Here is a 17077-nt window from a genome sequence, read left to right on the forward strand (position 1 = left end):
GGAGTCGCGGAGTCGCGGAGTCGCGGAGTCGCGGAGTCGCGGAGTCGCGGAGTCGCGGAGTCGCGGAGTCGCGGAGTCGCGGAGTCGCGGAGTCGCGGAGTCGCGTGCTGATCATACCAGGCCCACCGCCCGGCAGAACGCCCGGATCATGCCTCCGACCTGCTCGAACGCGGCGTCCGGCCGCTGCGGCCGGTGCCGTGCCGACGGTGCGTCCCCCGCTCGCTGCCACCGCTCCATGCTACGGACGGCGTTCGCCGCGCGCCGAGGCCCGCGGAGTGTCCTCTTCGGACTCCGCAGTGCCGGACCCGCGCTCGGGAGCGCCTTGACACCACGGGTGCGCCGGGAGGAACGTTCCGCGCGGACGGCGGCCCGCCGTCGCTCAGCAGAGGAGGGCGTTCCACGATGGAGCGGACCAGCGCGCGGCTCGCCGACGGCCCGACGGCCGGAGTGCGCACTTGGATCGACGCGGTCCCGGAGCGGGTGTGGCCGGTCGTGTCCGACATCGCGCTGCTGCCCGCGGCCAGCACCGAGCTGCAGTCCGTGGAGTGGCTCGACGGCGCCACCGGAGCCGTCCTCGGCGCCCGGTTCCACGGGCACAACCGCAACGACGCGCTGGGGGACTGGACGACCACCTCGCACGTCGTGGAGTGCGCGCCCGGCCGCGCCTTCGGCTGGGCCGTGGCGGATCCGGACGACCCGATCGCGACCTGGCGGTTCGCGCTGAGCCCGCGCGACGGAGGAACGGACCTGCACTACGAGGTGCGGCTCGGCACGCGCAGCTCCGGGCTCACCACGGCGATCGAGCGACGGCCCGAGTCGGAGGAGTCGATCGTGCGGCAGCGCCTGCAGGGCCTGGAGCGGAACATGACCGCCACCCTCGACCACCTCAAGCGCCTCGCCGAAGGGCGCTGACCGCGCTACCAGTCCAGGCCGACCTGATCGCCCACGACGGCCACCGGGCAGGGGGAGTGGTGCAGCGCGCCCAGCGCCACCGAGCCGAGCCGGGTCGCCGCCGAGCCTCGCGAACGGTGGCCCACCACGAGCAGCCGCGCGCCGTCCGCCTGCGAGCACAGCGCTTCCACCGGGTGCTGGTCGGTGGTGACCCGCCGCACGACCACCTCGGGGTACTGCTCCTGCCACACCGCCAGCTGCCCGCCGACCTGCTGCTCGGCGTCCTCCTGGAGCCGTTGCCGTTCCGGGTCCTCCAGGATCGACGGGAGGAAGTAGGCGTCCGGCAGCGCCTGCGCCACCACCAGTTCGGCGCCGCCGCGGTCCGCTCGGTCGAAGGCGAAGTGCAGCGCGGGCCTGCTGGCGGGCGAGAGGTCGAGTCCCACCACGACCGGGCCACCGCCCGGCTCGCCGCGCACCACCGCGACCGGGCAGCCGGCGTGGGTGGCTACCGCGGTGCTCACCGAACCCAGCAGCGCGTCCCGCACCGCGCCGCGCCCGCGCGACCCGACGACGAGCAGCGCCACCTCGGCGGAGCGGGCGAGCAGGTCCTCGGCGGGGTCGGCGGCCACCGCCTGCGCGCGCACGTGCAGGTCCGGTTCGGCGGCGCGGCACTCGGTGGCGATCTCGCGGACCTGCTGCTCGGCGCGGACCCGGTGCGCGGCGTCGTGCGCGAGCACCAGGTGCAGCGAGGCGCCGAGCCGCGCGGCCTCGGCGGCCGCCCACACGGCGGCGCGGGACGAGTGCCGCGAACCGTCGACGCCGACCAGCACGGTCTTCGCGGTCAGGAACACGGAACCCCCTTCGCAGGCGCGCACCCGAGGGTGGCGGGTCCGGGCGGCGCCGCGGAAGGGCAGTTCGACCTGAGGCGACGGCCGCGCGGGCCGTTCGCGCAGGGGTCAGCGGAGGCGTTCGAGCTCGGCGGCGACGGCGACGACCTCGGCGGCCATCTTGCGCAGTTCGGCGGTGCTCGCGCCGTCCTCGGCGGCGGTGCCGACGTCCTCGGCCGCGCAGCGCAGCTGGAACAACCGGTCCTGGAGGTCGGCGATCTCGGCGGCCGAGAGCACCACCGCGTCCTCGGGCAGCCCGGAGCGCTGCACCGCGCCGCGCCGCTCGTAGGCGCGCTGCCTGCACGACTGGGTGCAGTACAGCCGTGGCCTGCCCTGGCGCCCGGACGAGGTCAGCCTGCGGCCGCACCACGAGCAGTGCCGCTCCGCGCGACGACGAGCGGTCTCGGGACCAAGGGCGGCGGTCGTATCGATCTCGGGCGGGCTGTCCACGGTGCGCAACGGTAATGCGACCCCGCGGCGAACATCTCGTTGCCACGCCGGTGCGGGTGCCGCCGGGCGGAACGCGTCGGGCAGAGTGGGGCGGTCTCCCACGCCCGCCCGGTTCGTGAAAGGACCCGAGCTCCCGTGACCCACCCGTTCCTCCAGGGGCCCTGGCCGCGCGCGTTCGCCCACCGGGGCTGGCACCTCGGCGACCTGCACGACATGGAGAACTCGCTGAGCGCGCTGCGCCGCGCCGTCGCCGAGGGCTACCGCTACATCGAGACCGACGTGCACGCGACCGCCGACGGCGTCGTGGTCCTGCACCATGATCCGAGCCTCGATCGCACCACCGATGGGCGCGGTACGATCCGTCGGTTGCCGTGGTCGGCGGTCGGTTCGGCCCGCATCGGCGGCCGTGAACCGGTCACCCGCCTCGACGACGTGCTGGAGGACCTGCCGCGGGCGCTGCTGAACATCGACGTCAAGGAGGACGCCGCCGTTCAGCCGGTGCTGGAGACCGTTCGCAGGCACGACGCGTGGGACAGGGTCTGCCTCGCGTCGTTCGACGACCGGCGGCTCCGCGAGCTGCGCAAGGGCGGCGGAGCGGCGCTGCTGACGTCGATGGGGCGGCGGGCGGTGACGACGCTGTGGGGGGCGTCGCGCTACGGCGGCTGGGGAATGCGGTCCCGCTCGGGAGGCGCGGCCGCGCAGGTGCCGCCGCGGCGCGGTCGGATCCGGGTGGTGGATCCGCGGTTCGTGCGCACGGCGCACCGCTGGGGGCTGGAAGTGCACGCGTGGACGGTCGACGAGCCGGCGCAGATGCGCCTGCTGCTCGACCTGGGGGTCGACGGGCTGGTGACCGATCGGCCGGACCTGCTGCGCGAGGTGCTGGGCGAGCGCTTCGACGGCACCGCGCCGGGACGGACCTGAACGACCTGGGGAAGGAAGGGGTGGCGGCGCAGGCACCGATCAAGATCATCGCACCGCGATCGGACCTTGATCCGGAGCCGATACAGTCCCCGTTACCCCTATCGAGTGAACACTTGAGGACGGAGAGGTATGAGCGTGCTGGGCGGAGTCCCGCCGGACACGGCGAGACGACGCCGGGAGCAGCGAGGATGGTGCTGGTACGACTGGGCCAACTCGGTGTTCCCGACGTCGGTGACGACGGTGTTCCTCTCGCTGTACCTGACGAGCGTGGCCACCGAGGCCGCCACCGCGGACGTCGCCCGCAACGGCACCGCGGCCTGCCCCGGCGGGAATTCGCTCGTGCAGTGCGACATCTCCGTGCTGGGCCTGGTGTTCCCGGCCGGTTCGCTGTGGGGTTACCTGCTCTCGGCGGCCACCGTGGTGCAGGTGCTCGTGCTGCCGATCACCGGCGCCATCGCCGACCGCACGCAGAACAAGCGGGCCATGCTCGCGATGTTCGCCTTCGGCGGTGCGCTGGCCACCTCGCTGCTCGGGCTCGTCGGCAGCGGGAACTGGCGCTGGGGACTGGTCTTCTTCATCGCCGCGAACATCTGCTTCGGGGCCTCGGTCGTCGTCTACTACTCGTTCCTGCCGGAGATCGCCGACGCCGATGAGCGGGACGCGCTGTCCTCCCGCGGCTGGGCGTTCGGCTACCTCGGCGGCGGGACCGCGCTGGCGCTGCACCTCGCGCTGTACCTCGGGCACGACGCGATCGGGCTCGGCGAGGACGCCGCGGTGCGCCTGGTGTTCGTCTCCTCCGGCCTCTGGTGGGCGGTGTTCACGCTGCTGCCGCTGGCGGTGCTGGGCCGCCACCACCAGCCGGAGGGCGGGGAGCGCGGCGCCTCGGTGATCACCGCGGGCTTCAAGCAGCTCGGCTCGACGATCAAGCAGGCGCGCGGGTTCCCGCTGACGCTGGCGTTCCTCGGCGCGTACATGATCTACACCGACGGGATCGCGACCGTCACCCAGGTGTCCGCTCAGTACGGTGACATGGAGTTGCGGCTGCCCCAGGACTCGCTGATCATCACGTTGCTGATCGTGCAGTTCATCGCCTTCGTCGGCGGCGTGCTGCACGGCCTGCTGGCAGGCCGGATCGGCGCGAAGAAGACGATCATGATCAGTCTGGTGGTCTGGGTCGGGGTGCTGTTCGCGGCCTACTTCGTCCAGGCGGGCCAGCAGTTCCAGTTCTACGGGCTGGCCGTCGGCATCGGCCTGGTGCTCGGCGGCACCAACGCGCTGTCGCGCTCGCTGTTCAGCCAGATGGTGCCGGAGGGCAAGGAGGCCGAATATTTCTCGCTGTACGAGGTGGGGGAGCGGTCCACGTCCTGGCTGGGGCCGCTGGTCTTCGCCGGGGTCGGGCAGGCCACCGGGTCGTTCCGGCTGGCGATCATCTCGCTGGTCGTGTTCTTCGTCGTCGGATTGGTGCTGGTCTCGATGGTGCCGGTGCGACGCGCGATCGAGGCGGTGGGGAACCGGCCGCCGGAGCGCCTCTGAGCCGGGATCGGCTGTACCCGGGCCAGTGATGCGATGTGGTGAGCACACCGGCATCATTGGCATATGCCGATACGCAGCGTCGCAGGCTCGGGATGCGGGGTGTCGATACGCAACGTGATCGAGTCGCCGTCGGGTCCGCGGGCCTGCGGGTGATCTCGCTTGCAATTCTTCTGAGAGAGTGAAGGTTAACTTGCCCTTAGTGACAACTCATCTGGCACCATCACCTGTTCGGTGGAACCTCTAGGTTGCGAGTGCGAGAACGCGTCACGAACGCGGTCTGCTTGCATCTCTAGAGGGGACAATGTCGTTGACGAGTGAATAACGTCACCGACGGCAACCAAGAGTCCCGCACCGGGAACAGGCGACGGCCGGTCGGCCGTTGCACTCGGTGAGCACAACCCGTCCGGAGTCTGCTCCGGGCCGAAGTGAAAGGAACCGTCATGGCCGATCGCGTTCTGCGTGGCAGCCGGCTCGGAGCGGTCAGCTACGAGACCGACCGCAACCACGACCTCGCACCGCGCCGGACGGTGCGCTACGCCTGCCCCAAGGACCACGAGTTCGAGGTGCCGTTCTCCGACGACGCCGAGATCCCGCCGACCTGGGAGTGCCGCCTGCACGGCTCCGAATCCAAGATCATCGATGGATCGGAACCGGAGCAGAAGAAGGCCAAACCGCCGCGCACCCACTGGGACATGCTGCTCGAACGCCGCAGCATCCCCGAACTGGAGGAGCTGCTCAACGAGCGGCTGGAAGTGCTGCGCGGCCGGCGCAGCCACTCCGCCTGATCCGACCGGAAACACCACCCCGCGCTACGCGGGACGAGCACACCGAACGCCTGGGCCCCGTGCGGGGGAGCCCAGGCGTCTTCGTGCGCACCCGCGGGGCGCGGGCGGTCAGCCTCCGGGCAGCAGGCCGCGCAGCTGGGTCACCCGGCGGCGCACGCCCCACTTGGTGATGCGGAACAGGGCTTCGCGCACGATGTCGCCGCTCATCTTCGACTCGCCGAACTCGCGGTCCGTGAAGGTGATCGGCACCTCGACCACGGTGAATCCGGCCTCCACCGAGCGCAGCGTCAGGTCCACCTGGAAGCAGTAGCCGTGCGAGGCGACGTCGTGCAGCGCCAGCTCCGCCAGCACGTCGCGGCGGTAGGCGCGGAACCCGGCGGTGCTGTCGTTCACCGGCACGCCGAGGGTGTACTTCGAGTACAGGTTCGCGCCGCGGGACAGCGCCTGCCGGTACCACGGCCAGTTCACCACCCGGCCGCCCGGCACGTAGCGGGATCCGATCACCACGTCGGCGCCGGTCTCGTCGAGCACCGCCAGCAGCCGTGCCAGGTCCTCCGGCGCGTGCGAACCGTCGGCGTCCATCTCCACGACCGCCGCGTAGTCGTGCGCCAGCGCCCAGTCGAATCCGGCGACGTAGGCGGCGCCGAGACCGGCCTTGTCCGCGCGGTGCAGCACGTGCACCCGGTCGTCGGCCGCGGCGAGCTCGTCGGCGAGCTCCCCGGTGCCGTCCGGGCTGCCGTCGTCCACGACGAGCACGTGGGCGGCGGGCAGTGCGGCGTGCAGCCGCGCCACCACCGGGCCCAGGTTCTCCCGCTCGTCGTAGGTGGGGATGACCACCAAGGCCGAGCCGGACGGCCCCGCTGCACCGTCGGGGGCGTGCCGGTCCGTCATGACGTTCCTCCTTCGGGCCGCACGTCCCCCAGGTGAACGCGCGGCCGGGCGTATCAGTTCGTGTCGTGGGTGCGCCGCCGCGCGGTGGCGACGAGCGCTCCGGCGCCGAGTAGCGACAGCACCCAGGTCGGGGCGGCGCCGGCCGAGGTGGCGGGGGTCCGTTCGGTGCGCAGCGGGACCTCGGCGTCCAGGTTCTGCGCGGTGAACTGCTCCGACCGGGTCTTGACCGTCCCGTCCGGGGCGATGATGGCGCTGATGCCGCTGGTCGCGGACACGACCACGGCGCGCCCGTGCTCCACCGCCCGCAGCCGGGACATCGCCAGGTGCTGCCAGCTCATCTCGGAGTGCCCGTACCAGGCGTTGTTGGTGGGCACGGCGAGCAGCGTGGCGCCGTCCCTGGCGGCCCCGCCGAACACGTCGTCGTAGGCGACGTCGTAGCAGAGCCCGACGCCGAGCCGGATCGCCCCGGCCCGCAGCACGCCGGGCAGGTCGCCGGGGACCATGTCCTGCTGGAAGCGGTCCACGAACGGGCTGACCAGGCGGGCCACCGACCGCATCGGGATGGTCTCGGCGAACGGCACGAGGTGCTGCTTGGCGTACTCGTCACCGGCACCGGAGCCGGGGTTCCACGCGATGATGCGGTTGCGGAAGGTGCCGTCCCGGTCCACCGCGAACCCGCCCGCGACGACCGGGACGCCGAGCCGGTCGGTGACGGCGCTGAGCTGCGGGTCGTAGCGCGTCGGACCCCAGCTGCCGACCTGCTCGGGCAGCACCACCAGGTCCGGGCGCGGCACCCGGCCCGCGTCGACGTCCGCCGCCAGCTGCCGGGCACCGCGGATGTGGTTGTCGTGCAGCACGTCGTCCTCGTACAGCAGGTCCAGGCCGATGTCCGGCGCGTTGCCCTGCACCACCGCGACCCGCGCCGTTCCCGCCTGCGGGTCCACGTCGATCGAGGGCCACAGCGCGGCACCGGCCACCAGCGGCACCAGCACGGCGGCGGCCGGGACGACCCACCGGTCCCCGGCGCGCAGCCGCAGCACCAGCACGCCGAGCCCGCAGCCGACGAGCGCGACGGCGAAGGTGACGAGCACGGCCCCGCCCACCGAGGCCAGCGGCAGCAGCGCCCCGGACGGCTGGGTGAACGCCAGCCGCCCCCACGGGAAGCCGCCGAACGGCTGGGAGTCGCGCAGCACCTCGGCGAGCACGAACACGGCCGCCATCCACACCGGAGCGCCCGGCAACCGGCTCACCCGGGCCATGCCCGCTCCGGCGAGCCCGAGGAACAGCGCCTCGACCAGCGCCACGCCGAGCCACGGCCACGGGCCGAACTGGACGCCGAGGAAGTCCTGGATCCAGCCCAGCAGCGGCAGCATGTAACCGAGCCCGAACAGCAGGCCGTGGCCGAAGCCGGAACGGGTGCGGCGCCCGTGCACCAGGACGGCCAGCGGGGCCACCGCCAGCGGCGCCAGCCACCACAGGTCGCGCGGCGGGGACGCGGCGTAGAGCAGCAGCCCGGCGAGGACCGCGGCTGCGGCGCGCAGCCACGGCGCGGCTCGGCGGAGGAGTCGGGGTCGGGGCTGCCCGTCGGCGCGGTCCTGCGAGGTCACCGTGGGGGCACTCACCCGATCAACTCTCTCGGTGCTGCGGCCGGCGAACCGGGGCGGACTCGGTGTTGCGGGCGCGCGCCGCGGCCCGCGCCCGCGTCAAATGTACGCCGACCGGGCGAGCGGGAGGACCGCGCCGTGCCACCGGCGGACGTGATCCACGACCCGGCGCGGCGAACGGTCCGGCTCGTCCGGTTCGGGAAGGGGAGTCGCCGCAGGACCTGACGAGCACGGAACGTCGGCGGCCGCGGGACGGCGCTGGTCGCGCGCTAGGCGGTCGCGGGACGGCGCCGAGCGCGCTCCGTCGCCCGTCCCGGGCCGACCGCGGTCGCGAAACCGGGTGATCGCGGGCCCGGTGATCGCGGGCTCGGCGGTCGCGGAACCGGGCGGCCGTGCGGCTCGGTGGTCCCGGAACCGGGCGAGCGCGGGGCTCGGTGGTCGTGCGGCTCGGTGGTCGCCGGGCGTCAGCGGTTGCGGCGGTTGGCGGTCCGGCGGAGCTGCAGGATGCGGGCCGCGCCGACCAGCGCCACGAGCAGCCCGCCGATCGCGGCGGCCAGCAGCAGCGCCACGCCCACCGGCAGGTCACCGCGGAGCCCGAGGAAGGTCACCGAGGTGGGCTGCAGGTTCTGCAGGATGAACACCAGCAGCACGATCAGCGCGATGGTCGCGACGACGACCGCGGCCCAGGTCCCGGCGGTCCGGGTGTGCTGGAGCTTCTCCGCGCGCGTCGGCTCCTCGCGGACCGGCCCGGCGTGATCGGTTCCGGCGTGCTCGGGTTCGGCGTGGTCGAGCTCGCCGTGCTGCGGGTTCGGCTCGGTGCTGGGGTCCGCGGGGGTGAGCCGGTCGTCGGCGGTGCTCTCGTCGCTGGCCATGCGGGTCATTGTGCAATATGCGTCCGCCCGGCCGAACGGCGCGCCGCGCGAAGATCAGGTGAACGCGGTGATCGGCGCAGCGGATGCCGCCGTCCGCCGATCCCGGCGGTGCCCGGGCGGTCAGCGGCGGGGGAGCTCGCCGGTGAAGCGCTTGAGGACGGTGGTGCGCCGCGCGGTGCCCGGCCAGATCTGGACGCGGTAGACCTCGGCGCCGTCGACCCCGTCGGGGCTGATGGTGCCGAAACCGGCGCAGCGCGTCCGGACCCGGTAGACGCCCACCGGGACGGGGAAGCGGTGCGCGCTGTGCCTGCTGTCGGAGCCGCCGAGCACCAGGATCTCCCCGCTGGCGATCTCCACGGATGCCTCGGTGACGTGGTCCCAGGAGGCGAGTTCGCAGACCGGTGCCTCGGCGCCGATCTCGACGACCACGCGGACCTCGCGGCGCCGCGCGGTGCCGACGGTGACCACCCCGTCCCGGCTGGAGATCAGGTCGCGGCGGAGGTCCGCGGTCGTGTCGTCGATGGCGGCCAGGTCGTAGTCCGCGTGCGCGTCGCGGACCTCGAAGCTGTGGTAGTCGGCGAAGAGCGTGAGCTCTCGTCGCGTCCGGTCGATGTCCACGGTGCATCCCCCCGGGTTCGCCCTCGAGATCCTTTCTAACAGCCGGGTCGAGGGGGTGGGCGGGGTTCGCCGGGAACACGGCCACCTGGCCCAGCAGGGGCGTCCGACGGTGCGGCGGACGGGCCAACGCGGCGAGCCCCCGCCCGCAGGTGCGCGGACGGGGGCTCGCCGGGATCAGGACCGGCCACAGATCCGGGACCGGCCGTGGATCCGGGACCGGTCGCGGATCAGGACCGTTCTCGGCTCAGGAGAGGTCGAAGCGGTCCAGCTCCATCACCTTGTGCCAGGCGGCCACGAAGTCGCGGACGAACTTCTCCTTCGCGTCGTCGGCGGCGTAGACCTCGGCGACGGCCCGCAGCTCGGAGTTCGAGCCGAAGACCAGGTCGGCGCGGCTGCCGGTCCAGACGAGCTCACCGGCGGCGTTGCGGCCCTCGAAGGTCTCCGAGGCCTCGTCGGCGGGCTTCCACGTGGTGCGCATGTCGAGCAGGTTGACGAAGAAGTCGTTGCTCAGCGTCCCCGGGTTCGCGGTGAGCACGCCCACCTTCGAGCCGTCGAAGTTGGCGTCGAGCGCGCGCAGGCCACCGACCAGCACGGTCATCTCGGGCGCGCTCAGGGTGAGCAGGTTCGCCCGGTCGACCAGCTGGTACTCGGCGGGCCGCGCCGCGCCCTTGCCCGCGTAGTTGCGGAAGCCGTCGGCGGCCGGTTCGAGGTGGGAGAAGGACTCCACGTCGGTCTGCTCGGCGGTGGCGTCGCCGCGGCCCGGGGTGAACGGGACCTCGACGTCGAAGCCGGCGGCCTCGGCGGCCCGCTCGACGCCGACGGAGCCGGCGAGCACCACGAGGTCGGCGAAGGAGACCTGCTTGCCGCCCGCGGCGTTGAAGGACTCCTGGACGCCTTCCAGCGCGCTGATCACGGTGGCGAGCTGGTCGGGGTTGTTGACCTCCCAGCTGCGCTGCGGTTCGAGCCGGATGCGGCCGCCGTTGGCGCCGCCGCGCTTGTCGCTGCCCCGGAACGAGGAGGCCGCGGCCCAGGCGGTGCCGACCAGCTGCGGCACGGTGAGCCCGGTGGCGGCGATGCGCTCCTTGAGGTCGGCGATCTCCGCCGCACCGACGAGCTCGTGGTCCGGCTTCGGGACCGGGTCCTGCCAGATGAGCTCCTCGGCCGGGACCTCGGCGCCGAGGTAGCGGTCGATCGGGCCCATGTCGCGGTGGGTCAGCTTGAACCAGGCGCGGGCGAACGCGTCGGCGAACTCCTGCGGGTTCTCCCAGAACCGGCGGGAGATCTGCTCGTAGACCGGGTCGAGCTTGAGCGACAGGTCGGTGGTGAGCATGTTCGGCGCGATCTTCTTCGCCGCGTCGTGCGCGTCCGGGACGGTGCCGTCACCCGCGCCGTCCTTCGGCTTCCACTGCCAGCCGCCGCCGGGGCCCTGGTACAGCTCCCACTCGTAGCCGAAGAGGTTCTCGAAGAAGCCGTTGCCCCACTGGGTGGGGGTGGAGGTCCAGGTGACCTCGAGGCCGCTGGTGATGGTGTCGGCGCCCTTGCCGGTGCCGTGGGCGTTGGTCCAGCCGAGGCCCTGCGCCTCCAGCCCCGCGGCCTCAGGGTTCGGCCCCAGGTTGGAGTCGGGGGCGGCGCCGTGGGTCTTGCCGAAGGTGTGGCCACCGGCGATGAGGGCGACGGTCTCCTCGTCGTTCATCGCCATCCGGCCGAAGGTCTCGCGGATGTCGCGGGCGGCGGCGACCGGGTCCGGCTCGCCCTCCGGGCCTTCCGGGTTCACGTAGATCAGGCCCATGTGGGTGGCGCCCAGCGGCTGTTCGAGTTCGCGCTTCTCGCCACCGGAGATGCGCTTGTCGCTGCCGAGCCAGGTGGTCTCGGCACCCCAGTAGACGTCGTCCTCGGGCTCCCAGGTGTCGGCGCGGCCACCGGCGTAGCCGAAGGTCTCGAAGCCCATCGACTCCAGCGCCACGTTGCCCGCGAGGATCATCAGGTCGGCCCAGGACAGCTTGCGGCCGTACTTCTGCTTCACCGGCCACAGCAGGCGGCGCGCCTTGTCCAGGCTGACGTTGTCCGGCCAGCTGTTCAGCGGCGCGAACCGCTGCTGGCCGGCGCCACCGCCGCCGCGGCCGTCGCTGACCCGGTAGGTGCCCGCGCTGTGCCAGGCCATCCGGATCATCAGCGGGCCGTAGTGCCCGAAGTCGGCGGGCCACCAGTCCTGCGAGGTGGTGAGGACGTCCTGGATGTCCTGCTTCACGGTGGGCAGGTCGAGGGTGCGGAACTCGGCGGCGTAGTCGAAGTCCTCGCCCATCGGGTCGGCGACCGCGGGGTTCTTGGCGAGCAGCTTCAGGTTGAGGCGGTCCGGCCACCAGGTGGAGTTGCCGTTGCCCTGGGTGGGGTGGGGGATGCCGTGCGCGACGGGGCAGCCCCCGGTCGCGGCGTCAGCGCTGTCAGTCACCGGGAATCCTTTCGGGATCAGTGGTTTCGTTCGGGATCCGAAGTGGAGCCGCATTCGGGGCACAGGCCCCAGTAGATGACCTCGGCTTCGTCGATCTCGAAGCCGTGGGAGTGGGAGGCGCTCAGGCAGGGCGCGGTGCCCGCGGCGCAGTCGACGTCGGCGATGACGCCGCACGACCGGCACACCACGTGGTGGTGGTTGTCCCCGACCCTGGCCTCGTACCGGGCGACGGAGCCCATCGGCTGGATGCGGCGCACGAGTCCCGCGGCGGTCAGGGCGCGCAGCACGTCGTAGACGGCCTGGTGCGAGACCTTCGGGAGTTCGCCGCGCACGGCGTCGATGATGGACTCGGTACCGGCGTGCGGGCGTTCGTGCACCGCGGCCAGCACGGCCGTGCGGGGGCGGGTCACGCGCAGCTCCGCCTCGCGCAGCATGCGCCGGTAGTCCGTGGTGTCGCTCGGCACGTGCAGCATTGTGAAGAACTTTCTGGAACGGATCAAGATTCCGCGTGAGGCGGGGTTGGTGCGCTGCGTCACAACCGCTGGGTGGTCCGGACCTCTCGCAGCGTCCATCCGGCCGACGCCGGGCGCGGCCGATCCGGGGTACAACCGCAGGAAGTCCCGCGCCCGGCGGGACCGGCGAGGAGAAGACCACAGTGGACACGATGCGCGATGCGGTCGCGGTGATCACCGGTGCGGCGAGCGGGATCGGGCGCGCCGCGGCCGGTTCCTTCTCCCGGCGCGGCTCGCGGATCGTCCTCGCCGACGTCGACGGCCCCGGCGCCGAACGCGCCGCCGAGGAGATCCGCGCCGACGGCGGCGCGGCGGTCGCGGTCACCTGCGACGTGGCGCTGGACGGCGAGTTCGAACGGGTGCGGGACACCGCCCTCGCCGAGTTCGGCGGCGTCGACCTGGTGATGAACAACGCCGGAGTCCTCACCCGCGGACTGCCCGAGCACATCCCCGTCGCGGAGTGGCAGCGGGTGTTCGACGTCAACCTGCTGTCCGTGGTGCGCAGCAACGCGGTCTTCCTGCCGTTGCTGCTGGAGCGCGGATCGGGACACCTGGTCAACACCGCCTCGTTCGCCGGGTTGTTCAGCTACGCCTACGACCGGTTGCCCTACGCCGCGTCGAAGGCGGCGCTGGTGCAGCTCTCCGAAGGGCTCGCGCTGTACCTGCGGCCGCAGGGCATCGGGGTGACCGTGCTGTGCCCCGGGCCGGTGGTGACCGGCATCGCCGGGTCGATCCGCTCGTTCGGGCCGCCGACCCGGACCCGCGGCCCCGGTGCCGAGTTCGAGGCGCTGCAACCGGAATCCGTCGGTGAGCTGCTCGCCGAGGCGGTGCTGGCGAACCGGTTCATGGTGCACACCGACGACCGGGTCGAACCGCACCTGCGCGACCGCGCCGCCGACTGGGATGCCTACCTCGACACCAGGATCGCGGCCCTGGAGACGTGATCAGTCCAGAGTGGACAGCAGGGTGTCGGCGAGTTCCCGCGGCCGGGTCGCGAACGGGGTGTGCGAGCCGGGGAGGTGGTGCACGGTGAACGGGTTCCGCGGCATCGCCGCGTCCGCCTCGGCGACCATCAGGTCCTGCACGGCCGGGGTGAGCGCCCGGTCGGCGGCCAGCCGCACGAACGACCGCGGGATGCCGCCCCAGCGCTGCTCGGTCAGCGCGACCGGAGTCCGCGGGATCGCGTTCGGCAGGTCCGGGCTCAGCGCCAGCCGCCAGCGCGCGAAGTCCGCCGCCGGGACGTCGCCGTAGTGCGTGCGCCGCAGCAGCTCCACGTAGTCCGGGTCCGGTGAGGCCGGGTCGATCCGCGCCGCGCCGAGCACGTCCGGATCGGCCACGTGCAGGCCGGCGCCGAGCGCGTCCGCGTTCTCCGGCGCGGCGACGTAGTCGGCGAAGCGCGGCCGTCCCGCGGGCACGAACGCCGACAGGTACACCAGCCGGTCCACCAGCTCGGGCGCCCGCTCCGCCGCCAGCGACGCGGGCCCGCCGCCCGCGCTGTGCGCGACGAGGACCACCCGGGGCCAGCGGCGGACCTCCCGCAGCGCGGCGACCAGTGCCGTCGCGCACTCGTCCATGGTCAGCCCGGCGAGCGCGGACTTCTCGGTGGTCAGCCCCGGGCGGCCCGGCAGCAGGTAGCCGGTGGGCAGCGGGGCGTCGAAGCCGTGGCCGGGCAGGTCGACCGCGGTGCTCGCCGCGCCGCGCGCCGCCAGCGCCCGCTGCGTCGCAGCCCACTGGGCCGAGGAGTGCCAGGCTCCGTGCACGAGCACGAACAGCGTGTCCACAGTGGATTCATCGGGCACGGGTTCCTCCGTCGTCCGGGATCGGGTGTCGACCACGAGTCCACCCCGGCTCTCCGGGCCGATCCACCTGAATATCTGACGAGCGCGTTCCCGATACCCCACGGGTATGGCGGCGGTACGCTCGCGAGGTGGAAGCACGGCACCTGCGCTACGCGCTCGCCCTCGCCGAGCACCGGCACTTCGGCCGCGCCGCGGCCGCCGTCGGCATCGCCCAACCTCCGCTGTCCAAGCAGATCGCCGCGTTGGAGCAGGAAATCGGCGCCCGGCTGTTCGACCGCACCCCCGGCGGGGTGTTCCCCACCGCCGCGGGCGAAGCCTTCCTGGGCCGGGCGCGGCAGGCGCTCGCCGAGATGGCGGGTGCCGCGCTCGACGCGGAACGGGCCGCGCGCGGTGAGACCGGCAGGCTCCGCCTCGGCTTCATCGGGTCGGCGCTGCTGGAACTGCTGCCGCCCCTGCTCGGGCGCTTCGGCCGCGAACACCCCGACGTGCGGCTACAGGTGCACGAGATGTCCACCGCCCGCAGCGCCGCCGCCCTGCTCGACGGCGGGCTCGACGTCACCATCGGCCGCGGCGCACCCCGCGGCCCCGGTGCCGAGGACCTCACCTCCGTCACCGTCGGCACCGACCGGCTCGTCGCCGTCGTCGGCACCGGGCACCCCTACGCGGGGCAGCGCTCGGTGCGGGTGGGGCAGCTGCGCGACCAGCAGCTCATCGTCGCCCCCGCCGACCAGGAACCGGCGTTGCGCACCGCCCTGCGCGACCTGCTCGGCCCGGCCGCATCGGCCCTGGACCGCGCCGTCGAAGCGCGCGACGTGCACACCATCCTCGGGCTCGCCGCCTGCGGCATCGGCGTGGGACTGGCGCCCGCCTGCCTGCGCGTCGCCGCGCGCCCCGACACCTGGATCTGCGAGGTGCGCCCGCGCATCGACCTGCCCGAACTCGTCATGTCCTTCCGCGCCGCGGACCGCTCCCCGGTGCTCGCCGAATTCCTCGACACCACCCGGCGGCAGTGCCCCGGCGTCAGCGCCCGGCTCGACGGGCGGCGGCGCGGCTGACACCCGGTGGGATCAGGCCTCGGCGACCACGACGTCGACACCGCGGGTGCGGAACGGGGCGATCGCCGCCGGAACGGCTTCGGCATCGGTGACCAGCGTCCAGCGCTCCGGCAGCTGCGCCCACGCGTGGAACGGGCGGCGGCCCAGCTTCGCGGCGTGCACCAGCAGGTACACGTGCTCGGCGCGCTGCGCCATCAGCTCCTTGAGCCGGGTCTGCTGCAGGTCGGCCTCGCAGATGCCCTGCTCCGCGGTGACCCCGTCCGCGCCCAGGAACACCCGGTCGAAGGTCATCCGGCTCAGCGCGGCCTCGGTGAGGGCGCCGACGAACCCCTGGCTGACGTGGCGCAGCGTCCCCCCGAGGCACTCCACGTGCACCCCGTCGGCGTTCACCAGCTCCTGCAGCACGGTCAGCCCGGTGGTGGCCACCGTCAGGTCCCGCGCGCCGCGCAGCGCGTGCGCGAGCGCACCCGTGGTCGTGCCGGAATCCAGCAGCACCGTCTCCCCGGGCCGGACCTGCCGCGCCGCCCACGCCGCGATCGCGTGCTTGGCGGCGTGCGCCTCCCCGCTGCGCTGCCGCAGCGAGCTCTCCTGGTGCGGGTCCAGCGGCATCGCCCCGCCGTAGGTGCGGGCGAGGTGCCCCGCGGACTCCAGCTGCGCCAGGTCGCGGCGGATGGTGGAGGCGGTCACGCCGAACCGCTCGGACAGCTCCTCCACGCTGGCCGGACCGGACGTGGTGGCCAGCCGCACGATGGCGGCGCGGCGCTCTTGCGATCCGCGGGGCATCGGTTCTCCCGTCAGGCTGCGGTGGTCACGCGGCGACCGACAGCTCGGCGGCCTGGCGCATGGCCTCGATCATGCTACCGACGCCCGCCTTCCCGGTCCCGGCGATGTCGAAGGCCGTGCCGTGGTCCACCGAGGTGCGGATCACCGGCAGGCCCACGGTGATGTTCACACCCGCTTCGATGCCGAGCACCTTCACCGGACCGTGCCCCTGGTCGTGGTACATCGCCACGATCAGGTCGTAGTCGCCGCGGCCCGCGAGGAAGAACGCGGTGTCCGCGGGCAGCGGGCCGCGGGCGTCGATGCCGTCGGCGCGCAGCACCTCGATCGCCGGGACGATCTTCTCCGCCTCCTCGCCGTGGCCGAACAGGCCGTTCTCCCCGGCGTGCGGGTTGATCCCGCAGACGCCGATGCGCGGCGACTCGACGCCCGAACCGCGGATCGCGCGGTGGCCGCGGCGCACGGTCCGCTCCACCAGGCCCGGCTCGATCTTGGCGACGGCGTCGACGAGTCCGATGTGGGTGGTCACGTGCACCACCTTGACCTTCGGCGTGGACAGCATCATCGACACCTCCTCGGTGCCGGTGAGGTGGGCGAGCAGTTCGGTGTGCCCCGGGAACAGGTGCCCGGCGGCGTGCAGCGCCTCCTTGTTCAGCGGGGCGGTGCAGATGCCCTGCACCTCGCCGCGCAGCGCGAGTTCGCTCGCGACCCGGACGTACTGGTAGGCCGCGTCCCCGGCGACCGGGGAGACCCGGCCCCACGGCAGGTCCGCGGGCAGCAGCCCCAGGTCGAGCACGTTGATCCGGCCGGGCGTGAACACCGCGTCGGCGACCGAGCCGATCGGAGCGATCTCCGCCGCCACCCCAGCGATCGAGGCGGCCAGCCGCAGCCGGGCGGCGTCGCCGACGACCACCGGGCGGCAGCGCTCGGTGGTGCTCGGGTCCAGCAGCGCGCCGGTGGTGACCTCCGGGCCGACACCTGCGCCGTCGCCCATCGTGACGGCGATCAGGGGGGTGGCAGGGGTGCTCAT

General features: G+C 73.3%; 17 protein-coding genes. 6 read left to right on the forward strand and 11 right to left on the reverse strand.

Features of this window, described 5'->3' with window-relative positions:
- The first annotated feature begins 402 nt into the window (after nt 1–402).
- The gene (locus tag ABZ805_RS23510; protein WP_358444109.1) at nt 403–912 is read left to right on the forward strand and encodes an SRPBCC family protein; all 510 of its coding nucleotides are present in this window, start codon (nt 403–405) and stop codon (nt 910–912) included.
- A 5-nt stretch (nt 913–917) separates the two neighbouring features.
- Here the strand turns inward: ABZ805_RS23510 and ABZ805_RS23515 are convergent, their stop codons facing one another.
- Nucleotides 918–1742, reverse strand: a complete 825-nt coding sequence (locus ABZ805_RS23515; protein WP_358444112.1) for a universal stress protein — start codon at nt 1740–1742, stop codon at nt 918–920.
- Between the two features lie 105 nt (nt 1743–1847).
- Complete coding sequence (locus tag ABZ805_RS23520; protein ID WP_358444193.1) at nt 1848–2210, reverse strand: hypothetical protein; 363 nt, start codon at nt 2208–2210, stop codon at nt 1848–1850.
- A gap of 153 nt (nt 2211–2363) precedes the next feature.
- On the opposite strand from ABZ805_RS23520, the gene ABZ805_RS23525 reads away from it, so the two are divergent.
- The 3 genes from ABZ805_RS23525 to ABZ805_RS23535 all read left to right on the forward strand — a co-directional run bounded on the left by ABZ805_RS23525 (nt 2364) and on the right by ABZ805_RS23535 (nt 5467).
- Complete coding sequence (locus ABZ805_RS23525) at nt 2364–3149, forward strand: glycerophosphodiester phosphodiesterase family protein (RefSeq protein WP_358444115.1); 786 nt, start codon at nt 2364–2366, stop codon at nt 3147–3149.
- Between the two features lie 129 nt (nt 3150–3278).
- Nucleotides 3279–4682 (forward strand): MFS transporter, encoded by a 1404-nt coding sequence (locus tag ABZ805_RS23530; protein WP_358444118.1) that lies wholly within the window; start codon nt 3279–3281, stop codon nt 4680–4682.
- A gap of 440 nt (nt 4683–5122) precedes the next feature.
- Nucleotides 5123–5467 carry an RNA polymerase-binding protein RbpA gene (locus ABZ805_RS23535; protein ID WP_184479487.1) on the forward strand — a complete coding sequence of 115 codons (345 nt, stop codon included), beginning with the start codon at nt 5123–5125 and terminating at the stop codon, nt 5465–5467.
- Nucleotides 5468–5575: 108 nt separating this feature from the next.
- On the opposite strand, the gene ABZ805_RS23540 is transcribed toward ABZ805_RS23535, so the two are convergent.
- The 6 genes from ABZ805_RS23540 to ABZ805_RS23565 all read right to left on the reverse strand — a co-directional run bounded on the left by ABZ805_RS23540 (nt 5576) and on the right by ABZ805_RS23565 (nt 12335).
- The gene (locus ABZ805_RS23540; RefSeq protein ID WP_358444123.1) at nt 5576–6358 is read right to left on the reverse strand and encodes a polyprenol monophosphomannose synthase; all 783 of its coding nucleotides are present in this window, start codon (nt 6356–6358) and stop codon (nt 5576–5578) included.
- A 53-nt stretch (nt 6359–6411) separates the two neighbouring features.
- Nucleotides 6412–7980, reverse strand: a complete 1569-nt coding sequence (gene lnt, locus ABZ805_RS23545) for an apolipoprotein N-acyltransferase (protein WP_358444126.1) — start codon at nt 7978–7980, stop codon at nt 6412–6414.
- A gap of 446 nt (nt 7981–8426) precedes the next feature.
- Nucleotides 8427–8834, reverse strand: a complete 408-nt coding sequence (locus tag ABZ805_RS23550; RefSeq protein WP_358444129.1) for a lipopolysaccharide assembly protein LapA domain-containing protein — start codon at nt 8832–8834, stop codon at nt 8427–8429.
- A gap of 120 nt (nt 8835–8954) precedes the next feature.
- Nucleotides 8955–9452, reverse strand: a complete 498-nt coding sequence (locus ABZ805_RS23555) for a hypothetical protein (protein ID WP_358444132.1) — start codon at nt 9450–9452, stop codon at nt 8955–8957.
- 244 nt (nt 9453–9696) lie between these two features.
- Nucleotides 9697–11901 carry a catalase/peroxidase HPI gene (gene katG, locus ABZ805_RS23560; protein WP_358444135.1) on the reverse strand — a complete coding sequence of 735 codons (2205 nt, stop codon included), beginning with the start codon at nt 11899–11901 and terminating at the stop codon, nt 9697–9699.
- 17 nt (nt 11902–11918) lie between these two features.
- A complete protein-coding gene (locus ABZ805_RS23565; protein ID WP_358444196.1) occupies nt 11919–12335 on the reverse strand; it encodes a Fur family transcriptional regulator in 417 nt (138 codons plus the stop codon).
- A gap of 230 nt (nt 12336–12565) precedes the next feature.
- On the opposite strand from ABZ805_RS23565, the gene ABZ805_RS23570 reads away from it, so the two are divergent.
- Nucleotides 12566–13357 carry an SDR family oxidoreductase gene (locus ABZ805_RS23570; protein ID WP_358444138.1) on the forward strand — a complete coding sequence of 264 codons (792 nt, stop codon included), beginning with the start codon at nt 12566–12568 and terminating at the stop codon, nt 13355–13357.
- Here ABZ805_RS23570 and ABZ805_RS23575 read toward each other — a convergent pair whose 3' ends face one another.
- Nucleotides 13358–14212 (reverse strand): alpha/beta hydrolase family protein, encoded by an 855-nt coding sequence (locus tag ABZ805_RS23575; RefSeq protein ID WP_358444141.1) that lies wholly within the window; start codon nt 14210–14212, stop codon nt 13358–13360.
- 128 nt (nt 14213–14340) lie between these two features.
- Between ABZ805_RS23575 and ABZ805_RS23580 the strand changes: the two genes are divergently transcribed.
- Nucleotides 14341–15267 (forward strand): LysR family transcriptional regulator, encoded by a 927-nt coding sequence (locus ABZ805_RS23580; RefSeq protein ID WP_358444144.1) that lies wholly within the window; start codon nt 14341–14343, stop codon nt 15265–15267.
- A gap of 12 nt (nt 15268–15279) precedes the next feature.
- On the opposite strand, the gene ABZ805_RS23585 is transcribed toward ABZ805_RS23580, so the two are convergent.
- On the reverse strand, nt 15280–16050 hold the full coding sequence (locus ABZ805_RS23585) for a DeoR/GlpR family DNA-binding transcription regulator (RefSeq protein WP_358444147.1): 771 nt from the start codon (nt 16048–16050) through the stop codon (nt 15280–15282).
- A gap of 25 nt (nt 16051–16075) precedes the next feature.
- On the reverse strand, nt 16076–17077 hold the full coding sequence (gene pdxA, locus ABZ805_RS23590; protein ID WP_358444150.1) for a 4-hydroxythreonine-4-phosphate dehydrogenase PdxA: 1002 nt from the start codon (nt 17075–17077) through the stop codon (nt 16076–16078).

The sequence above is a fragment of the Saccharopolyspora sp. NPDC047091 genome (assembly GCF_040643635.1).
Classification (GTDB): Bacteria; Actinomycetota; Actinomycetes; order Mycobacteriales; family Pseudonocardiaceae; genus Saccharopolyspora_C.